We start from the raw sequence: 8,350 nt of genomic DNA, 5'->3' as shown, positions 1-8,350 counted from the left end.
CAGCGTTCAATCTGAGCCATGATCAAACTCTTCAATTTAAGATTTTGTGACTCAACGAATACTGACTTCAAAACTATTCTTTATAAATAAAGAGTGTAATTTTAAAGCTATTACCATTCCAACAGAATGGTAATGAATTGACTGTGCCGAATAACTACAAGTAGTTAAACGTATTGGTCACTCAGTTCATTGAAATCAATTTTGATTCCGAAGAATCTGTTTTATCTAACGATAAAACGTTTTGATATTCATCAACGAGTGCCCACACAGATTGATAGGTTTAAATTGTTAAAGAGCTTCACTTGTTGAGCGTTCCTTTTAGCAAGGAGCCTCTCTAAGTGGACGGCCATTCTAGCGAATTGGGTTCCAGTGTCAAACACTTTTTCCAGCTAATTTTTCAAAGCATCTTAAATGCTTAATGTCGTCTCGTTACTTAGTTCAAACCGCTTGGTTATCCCTAGCAACGGAGGCGCATTATAGAGAGAATCCCCCTTTGCACAAGACCAAAAACGGAAAAAAATCGCCACAGGCGATCGTTCGGACACTATTCACACAAAGCGTTCAAAATAGGTACGATTACGTCTTAATTTCGACTAATCGTACCTATCGTTCTTACCTTTATTATTGGTGAGCAATAATTCGGTCGTTATTCACTAATAGCTGCACTTTCTTATCCGGATTGATTTTCCCTGCAAGTATCGCTTTCGCTAATGGGTTCTCTACTGTTTGTTGAATTGCTCTTTTAAGAGGCCTTGCACCATATACAGGGTCAAAACCAACTTGAGAGATTAGCTTGAGCGCTTTTTCTGAAACTTCGAGTTCATAACCATTGTCTTCCATTCGCTTTTTCAAATGATCAAGCTGAATAGCGGCAATTGACTCGATGTGCTCTTGGCCTAATGGATGAAACACGACACTTTCATCAACTCGATTCAAAAACTCAGGTCGGAAATGTTTACCCACCACTTCCATAACCTCATTTTTAACCCCTTGGTAATCCAATGTATTAAAGTTCTCTTGAATACGAGTTGAACCTAAGTTCGATGTCATGATTACCACGGTATTTCTAAAATCGACCGTGCGACCTTGTCCGTCAGTTAATCGTCCATCATCTAAAACCTGCAATAGAATATTGAACACATCTGGGTGAGCTTTCTCTACCTCATCAAGCAGAATGACAGAATAAGGTTTTCGACGAACGGCTTCGGTTAAGTACCCACCTTCTTCATAACCCACATAACCAGGGGGAGCACCAACTAAACGAGCAACAGAGTGTTTTTCCATAAACTCAGACATATCGATACGCACCATCGCATCTTCACTATCGAACATAAAGTTCGCTAATGTTTTACACAGTTCCGTTTTACCGACCCCTGTTGGCCCTAAAAACAAGAACGAACCTATCGGCTTATTCGGATCAGACAAACCAGCACGGCTACGACGAATCGCATTCGATACTACTTCGACCGCTTCCGCTTGACCGATAACTCGCTTATGCAGAACACCTTCCATTTTCAGAAGTTTCTCTTTTTCTGCTTCTAGCATTTTAGAAACAGGAATACCGGTTTGCTTTGAAAGGACATCGGCAATCTCAGCGTCAGTCACCTTGTTACGTAACAAGGTCATTTCTTGCATTTCAGCTTGAGTCGCGAGATCTAACTGCTTCTCCAACTCTGGAATTCGACCATATTGCAATTCAGACATACGGTTAAGGTCACCAGCACGTCGTGCAAAATCCATATCCATTCGAGCTTGTTCTAGCTCTGATTTAATATGTTGCGTACCAGACAGCGCCGCTTTTTCAGCGTTCCAAACTTCTTCAAGCTCTGCGAAATCGCGTTCTTTCTCAGAAAGTTCGCTTTGTAGCGTGCGCAGGCGTTTTTCACTGGCCTCATCATTTTCATTCGTCAGAGCTTGCTGTTCGATCTTCAACTGAATGATTTTTCGCTCTAACTTATCTAACGACTCGGGCTTTGAATCTATCTGCATTCGAATACTCGAAGCCGCTTCATCAATGAGATCAATCGCCTTATCTGGTAACTGACGATCTGAAACGTACCGGTGAGACAACGTTGCTGCAGCAACGATAGCAGGATCGGTGATTTCTACATGATGGTGAAGTTCATAACGCTCTTTCAAACCACGAAGAATCGCTACCGTGTCTTCAACAGTGGGTTCATCCACGATCACTTTTTGGAATCGACGCTCTAAAGCCGGGTCTTTCTCTATATATTGTCGGTATTCATCGAGCGTTGTTGCGCCGACACAATGCAGTTCACCACGAGCTAATGCTGGTTTCAGCATGTTACCCGCATCCATAGAGCCTTCGCCTTTACCTGCGCCGACCATCGTATGAATTTCATCGATAAAGAGAATGACATTGCCTTCTTCTTTCGATAATTCATTAAGCACTGATTTTAGACGCTCTTCGAATTCACCACGATATTTAGCACCAGCTACTAATGAGCCCATGTCCAATGAAAGTACTCGTCGGCCTCTTAAGCCTTCAGGAACTTCATTATTGATAATACGCTGAGCCAAACCTTCGACAATTGCGGTTTTACCCACACCGGGTTGACCGATAATGACAGGGTTATTCTTAGTTCGACGTTGAAGAACTTGAATCGTGCGACGAATTTCATCATCACGACCAATCACAGGATCTAGCTTGCCTTGCTCAGCTCGCTCGGTCAGATCAATGGTGAACTTCTCTAAAGCTTGGCGTCTATCTTCCGCATTCGGGTCATCAACCTTTTGACCACCACGAACTTGCTCGATAGCTTGAGATAGTTTTTGCTCGGTCAGGCCTAGTTCTTTAAGTAAGTTACCCAAAGGCCCTTTGTCTTCAATGGCAGCGAGTAGGAATACTTCTGAAGATATGTAACTGTCTTGCCGCTTTTGTGCGACCTTGTCACATAGGTTGAATAGCGTTCCCATTGCGTTAGAAAGCTGAACATCACCACCGATACCGCTTACTTTCGGCACTCGGTCTAATATTTCGCTCAATTTAGAACGCAATTGAACAACGTCAATATTCAACATAGTGAGCAATGGACGAATCGCACTGCCATCTTGATTAAGCAAAGACACCATTAGGTGTACAGGTTCTATATATTGGTGATCACGACCTAATGCGAGCGACTGAGCATCAGATATCGCAATTTGGAATTTACTAGTGAATCGATCGAGACGCATGCCAACCTTCCTACTCTTTAGATATGTTTATCTTATGGTTAGAAGATGGATACGGTAACGCAGATTTTCAAGGGATAAGGATGAAGAATAGAGCTGATATGAAAATATAAATGAACTGGATGAGTGGTTATGCTAGTCAGAGGTTACTCTAACCAAATAAATGTTGCCTGACGCCCAGTAATACCATCACGACGATAAGAATAGAAAGCATCTGAATCTGCGTATGTACATAGATTCGAATCTGTCACCGAAGTCACGCCAACTTTCATTAATCGTTGAGTCGCAAGTTGAGACATATTTGCTAACCACTTGCCGGGTTCAGATTTAGCTTTAAATGCTAATTTCGCTTGAGGGTCAAAACGAGCAAAAGCGTCCAACACATCGTTGCCAACCTCAAACGCATCTTTACCAATAGCAGGACCAAGCCAAGCAATGATCTGATTATCTGAATCTAGGTTTGAAAACTTTGCGACGGCATTTTCAAGAATGCCACCAGCAAGACCACGCCAACCCGCATGAACGGCAGCAACTTGAGTGCCTTTGGTATCGCTAAGGATGACCGGTAAGCAATCGGCTGTCATCGCAGAACACACAACCCCCTTTGCAGTGGTAAATGCACCATCCGCATCAAGCACATTCGCCACAGGTTCTAAAACCGTAACGACATCCGTTGAGTGAGTTTGATTTAGCCATACTGGAGCCGTGGGCATCTTAGATTGTTGCTTTAGCCATGTTCGATTACTTTCAACAAGTAAAGCATCATCCCCAACATGCATACCAAGGTTTAACCCTTGATAAGCACCTGTAGAACAACCATCAAAACGAGTCGAAGCAAATGCTTTCACGTTTTTTGGTGCATTCCAGTCAGGGATGATCATTGACACGATTAAATGTCGTCTTCTATGTTTTCGCGAGCATCAACACGCAACGCTTCAGCCATTACAACCATGTCATTTGGCACAGGTGCGTGGAACTCTACCTCTTCACCAGTAATCGGGTGAACAAACTTCAGCATAACCGCGTGTAACGCTTGGCGATCAAAAGAACGAATCATTGTCGTTAGTTCTTCAGATGCACCTTTAGGAATACGAGCACGACCACCGTACGCAATATCACCTAACAACGGGTGCTGAAGGTATGACATGTGAACACGAATTTGGTGAGTACGACCCGTTTCTAGGCGCAGACGAATACGAGTATGTTCGCGGAAGTGCTCAGCAACACGGTAGTGAGTTACCGCAGGCTTACCCAGTTCATTAACGTCCATTAACGTACGCTTAGTTGCATGACGGCTAATGCCTTTCTCAACCACACCACCCGCTGTCATTTTACCGATAGCAATTGCTTCATATTCACGAGTAATACGACGTTTAGCAAGAGCTCGTACAAGGCGAGTTTGAGCAGGAACCGTTTTAGCCACCACCATAAGACCAGTTGTGTCTTTATCAAGACGGTGCACAATACCCGCACGAGGTACTTCAGCAATCTGAGGGTAATGGAAAAGCAATGCGTTTAGTATGGTTCCATCCGGCGTACCTGCACCTGGGTGTACAACCAAATCGCGAGGTTTATTGATAACCAATAAATCATCATCTTCATAGACAATGTCTAACGGAATATCTTGTGCTTCCCAGCGCTCTTCATCCGCAAGCTCTGCTTGTAAGATGATCGCTTCACCGCCCAAAACTATGGTGCGCGGTTTAGTGATAACTTCGCCATCCACTTGGATTTTGCCGTCAAGAAGCCACTCTTTAATACGAGAGCGAGAAAAATCGGTAAATAGTTCAGCGACAGCTTGGTCTAAACGTTGACCTAACTGGCTGCTTTTTACTGTGTCTGTTAATGTTATCTGCTGAGCCATATCGAACTTTTTTAAAAACCGTGAGACTAATACCCATTAGTATGGATAAAATAGAATAATTGCATCATTGTATCTGTTACTGGTTAGAAAGTAACGGAAGCTTACGAAATATTTAATTCAAGGAATCGACGCCTGACATGAAACACCTTACTTTAACGGGTCTATTAGCCGTATCACTCTTAGTTGGTTGTTCAAGTAGTGAAGAAATAGTACCGGATGTACCGCCATCGGTTCTTTACTCTGACGCCCAAGAATCACTGCAGAGTGGTAGCTGGCTTTCTGCAATCGAAAAGCTAGAAGCCTTAGACTCTCGTTACCCATTCGGCGCCTATTCTGAACAAGTACAACTGGATCTGATTTACGCTTACTACAAAAATGATGACTTGGCACTTGGCCTTGCGACTATTTCGCGATTCCTACGTTTAAACCCAACTCATGAGAAACAAGATTGGGTTCTTTACATGCGCGGTTTAACGCATATGGCACAAGACCGAAACTTCATGCATGATATTTTTAATATCGATCGTAGCGACCGAGATCCAGAGCCTGTGAAACTTGCCTTTGCTGATTTCAAACGACTGTTAGAACGTTTCCCTGCAAGCCCATACGCTGAAGATGCACAAAAACGCATGTTCGCACTGAAAAACCGCCTCGCGGAGTATGACTTAGCAACCGCTGATTTCTACCTGCGTCGTGAAGCTTGGATTGCAGCTATAAACAGAACACAAGAGTTGCAGAAGACTTACCCTGACACCATTGCTGCACGTAAGTCTTTAGACATTCAATTAGAAGCTTATGAACAACTAGGCTTAGAAGACGCAGTGTTACGAACAGAAAAGTTAATCGAGCTCAATCCACTGCCTTAGTCAGCGAATCACACTCGTCGTTAACTAAAACAATCACTTCAAAATCGCGCTAATTTGTTAGCGCGATTTTTTTTGAACTTCGTCTGGTAAACTTGATGAATGGCAACATAAGCAGTATCTTCAATAGATAACTTTTAACAAAACATCAACATGGAGTGTGGATGTGAGCAGGATGTTATTATTTATCTGGATCGGGTTATTTAGCCAACTTTCCAACGCATTAGAACTGTCCCCATTGAGCAATCAACCTTACATGGGAGACTTAGATGTACTCAAAACAAAAGGAACAGTGAGAGTATTGGTTTCGGCTGATCTGGGCTTTTACTACATAGAAGATGGCAAGCCAAAAGGTATTGTGGCAGAAATGCTCTACCACTTTGAGAAAAGTCTTCGTAAGAAGCACCCCTATCTCAACGTTCAAATCATCCCCGTGCAACGAGATGATCTACTCCCCTCGTTAGAATCTGGTTACGGTGATGTCGCTGTCGCCAACCTAACGATCACCGACAAGCGGTTAAGTGTCATCGATTTTTCCGATCCAATGATCAAAGATGGGAAAGAACTGATTATCACCGGAAAAAATTCTGCCCCTATCACCGAAATCAAGCAATTGAGTGGTCAAGAGGTCTGGATCCGAGCTAGCTCGAGTTACTTCGAGAGTGTTCAAAGAGTCAACAAAGAGCTTAACGCACTAGGTTTACCACCACTGCATGTCCACTTTATCGAAGAATCATTGCAAGACTACGAGCTGATAGAACTGGTTAATCAGGGTTATATACAAGGTACAGTTCTAGATAGCCACAAAGCTAAGCTCTGGCTCGATGTTATGGAAAACATTCAGGTACACACTGAGTTGGCGCTGCGTGAAAATGGTCAAATTGCTTGGGCACTGAGAAAAGACAGCCCTCAGCTAAAGAACGAGATCAACAAATACGTAAAGACCGCACGAACAGGAACTCTACTTGGGAACGTTATCTATAATAAATACATCGACAACACTCGTTGGTTAGGGCGAGCACTCAACCCAAATAAAGTAGACCGAGTGGCAAAACTGGCAGATGTCTTTGAAAAATATTCGAATGAATACGAATTCGACCCTTTGATGATGTCAGCTCAAGGTTTCCAAGAGTCTGGACTTGATCAAAGCAGGGTTTCTCACCGCGGCGCCATCGGTGTAATGCAGGTATTGCCAAGTACCGCCAAAGACAAAAACGTCAATATAAAAAACATACATAAGGTGGATAACAACATCCATGCTGGTGTGAAATATATGCGCTTTATCAAAGACCGATATTTTGACGATCCAGCGATATCGCCTGACAATCAAATCTACTTCACTTTAGCTTCTTACAATGCCGGCCCCGCTAAGATAAGAAAGATGCGGAACATTGCTAAAAAGAAGGGTTATAACCCAAATATCTGGTTTAAAAACGTCGAAATCATCACTCGTAAGTACGTGAGTAAAGAACCCGTAACCTATGTCGCCAACATCAATCGTTACTTCGTCATTTACAAACAATTGCAAGCAATCAATGCCATCCGAGAGGACAGTACAGCGAGATTACTAAACACTAACGATTAACTTCCCCCTCAACATCAGAGTTTGAGGAACAAAGGTGTTAGATAAGGTTAAAAACATAAAAGCCGCACAAGAAAACTTATGCGGCTTTTGTTTATCTAATTCTGAAGAAGCTTACGCAGAGCTACATAATGATACCTATATCACAAAACACTATTGAGTAAATTTCAATCGAGCACTTTCTATAGGCTGTAGTCCGCCCCTAAAAACTGGTTTAATTTTTAGCGAAGCCTTGTCTCCAACTTATCGTTTTTCATAGGGATAACAAGTATTTTTCGACAAAAAGATATCAAGACTTGCGTGAGATCACATTTGATTTTAATGCTTATCCCACCCAACCAAAACAAGATCTAGATCACATTCTTTATTCCTAAAAGTCGTAATCTGAAGTTAACCCATGAGGGATACAACAGAGGAAAACTTCTATGAAAATGAACATCACTGGTAAAAATATCGACATTACCTCTGCAATCCGTGATCACATAGAAAGCAAATTTAAGAAGCTGGATAAATGGCAAGTAGACATCATTGGCTGCCAAGCGAGCTTTAGCGAAGAACCAAATAAAAAGAAAAAATTTGAAGCCGTTCTAACGGTACCAAAAGGCCAACTTGTTGCTTCATCAATTCATGACGACCTCTACGTAGCGATCAACGAAGTAGAACAAAAACTAGAGCGTCAACTCAACAAGCTGCGCCATAAACCAGAAGCGCGCCGCGCTGAAAAGCCTGAAATCGAAGAGCTAGAAGCTGAAGTAGAATAAGGAAATATGACAGATTAAAAAATAGCGCCTCAGGGCTAATGCCGTTCACTTAAGAGTGAACGGCATTTTTGTTCTTAGCATACCGTTG

Annotated in this window: 6 protein-coding genes; 3 read left to right on the top strand and 3 right to left on the bottom strand. The window is 42.5% G+C overall.

The features are described from left to right. Positions 1–621 precede the first annotated feature (621 nt). From clpB to rluD, 3 genes are all read right to left on the bottom strand, one after another. Positions 622–3,195, bottom strand: a complete 2,574-nt coding sequence (gene clpB / locus ACED53_RS22280; protein ID WP_017100685.1) for an ATP-dependent chaperone ClpB — start codon at positions 3,193–3,195, stop codon at positions 622–624. A gap of 143 nt (positions 3,196–3,338) precedes the next feature. After that, a complete protein-coding gene (gene pgeF, locus ACED53_RS22275) occupies positions 3,339–4,073 on the bottom strand; it encodes a peptidoglycan editing factor PgeF (RefSeq protein ID WP_032499186.1) in 735 nt (244 codons plus the stop codon). An 8-nt stretch (positions 4,074–4,081) separates the two neighbouring features. Continuing rightward, positions 4,082–5,056, bottom strand: coding sequence for a 23S rRNA pseudouridine(1911/1915/1917) synthase RluD (gene rluD / locus ACED53_RS22270; RefSeq protein WP_009848467.1), 975 nt, complete (start codon positions 5,054–5,056; stop codon positions 4,082–4,084). A 137-nt stretch (positions 5,057–5,193) separates the two neighbouring features. On the opposite strand from rluD, the gene ACED53_RS22265 reads away from it, so the two are divergent. The 3 genes from ACED53_RS22265 to hpf all read left to right on the top strand — a co-directional run bounded on the left by ACED53_RS22265 (position 5,194) and on the right by hpf (position 8,262). After that, positions 5,194–5,922, top strand: a complete 729-nt coding sequence (locus ACED53_RS22265; protein WP_009848466.1) for an outer membrane protein assembly factor BamD — start codon at positions 5,194–5,196, stop codon at positions 5,920–5,922. 157 nt (positions 5,923–6,079) lie between these two features. Next, positions 6,080–7,504, top strand: a complete 1,425-nt coding sequence (locus ACED53_RS22260; protein ID WP_017100683.1) for a transporter substrate-binding domain-containing protein — start codon at positions 6,080–6,082, stop codon at positions 7,502–7,504. Positions 7,505–7,926: 422 nt separating this feature from the next. Next, entirely contained in the window at positions 7,927–8,262 is a 336-nt protein-coding gene (gene hpf / locus ACED53_RS22255) for a ribosome hibernation-promoting factor, HPF/YfiA family (protein ID WP_004735034.1), read from the top strand. The last annotated feature ends 88 nt before the right edge of the window (positions 8,263–8,350 follow it).

Source organism: Vibrio sp. 1F169, assembly GCF_041439605.1.
Classification (GTDB): Bacteria; Pseudomonadota; Gammaproteobacteria; order Enterobacterales; family Vibrionaceae; genus Vibrio; species Vibrio tasmaniensis_A.
Note: the sequence above shows the minus strand (reverse complement) of the source record. Positions and strands in the feature narration are given on the sequence as shown.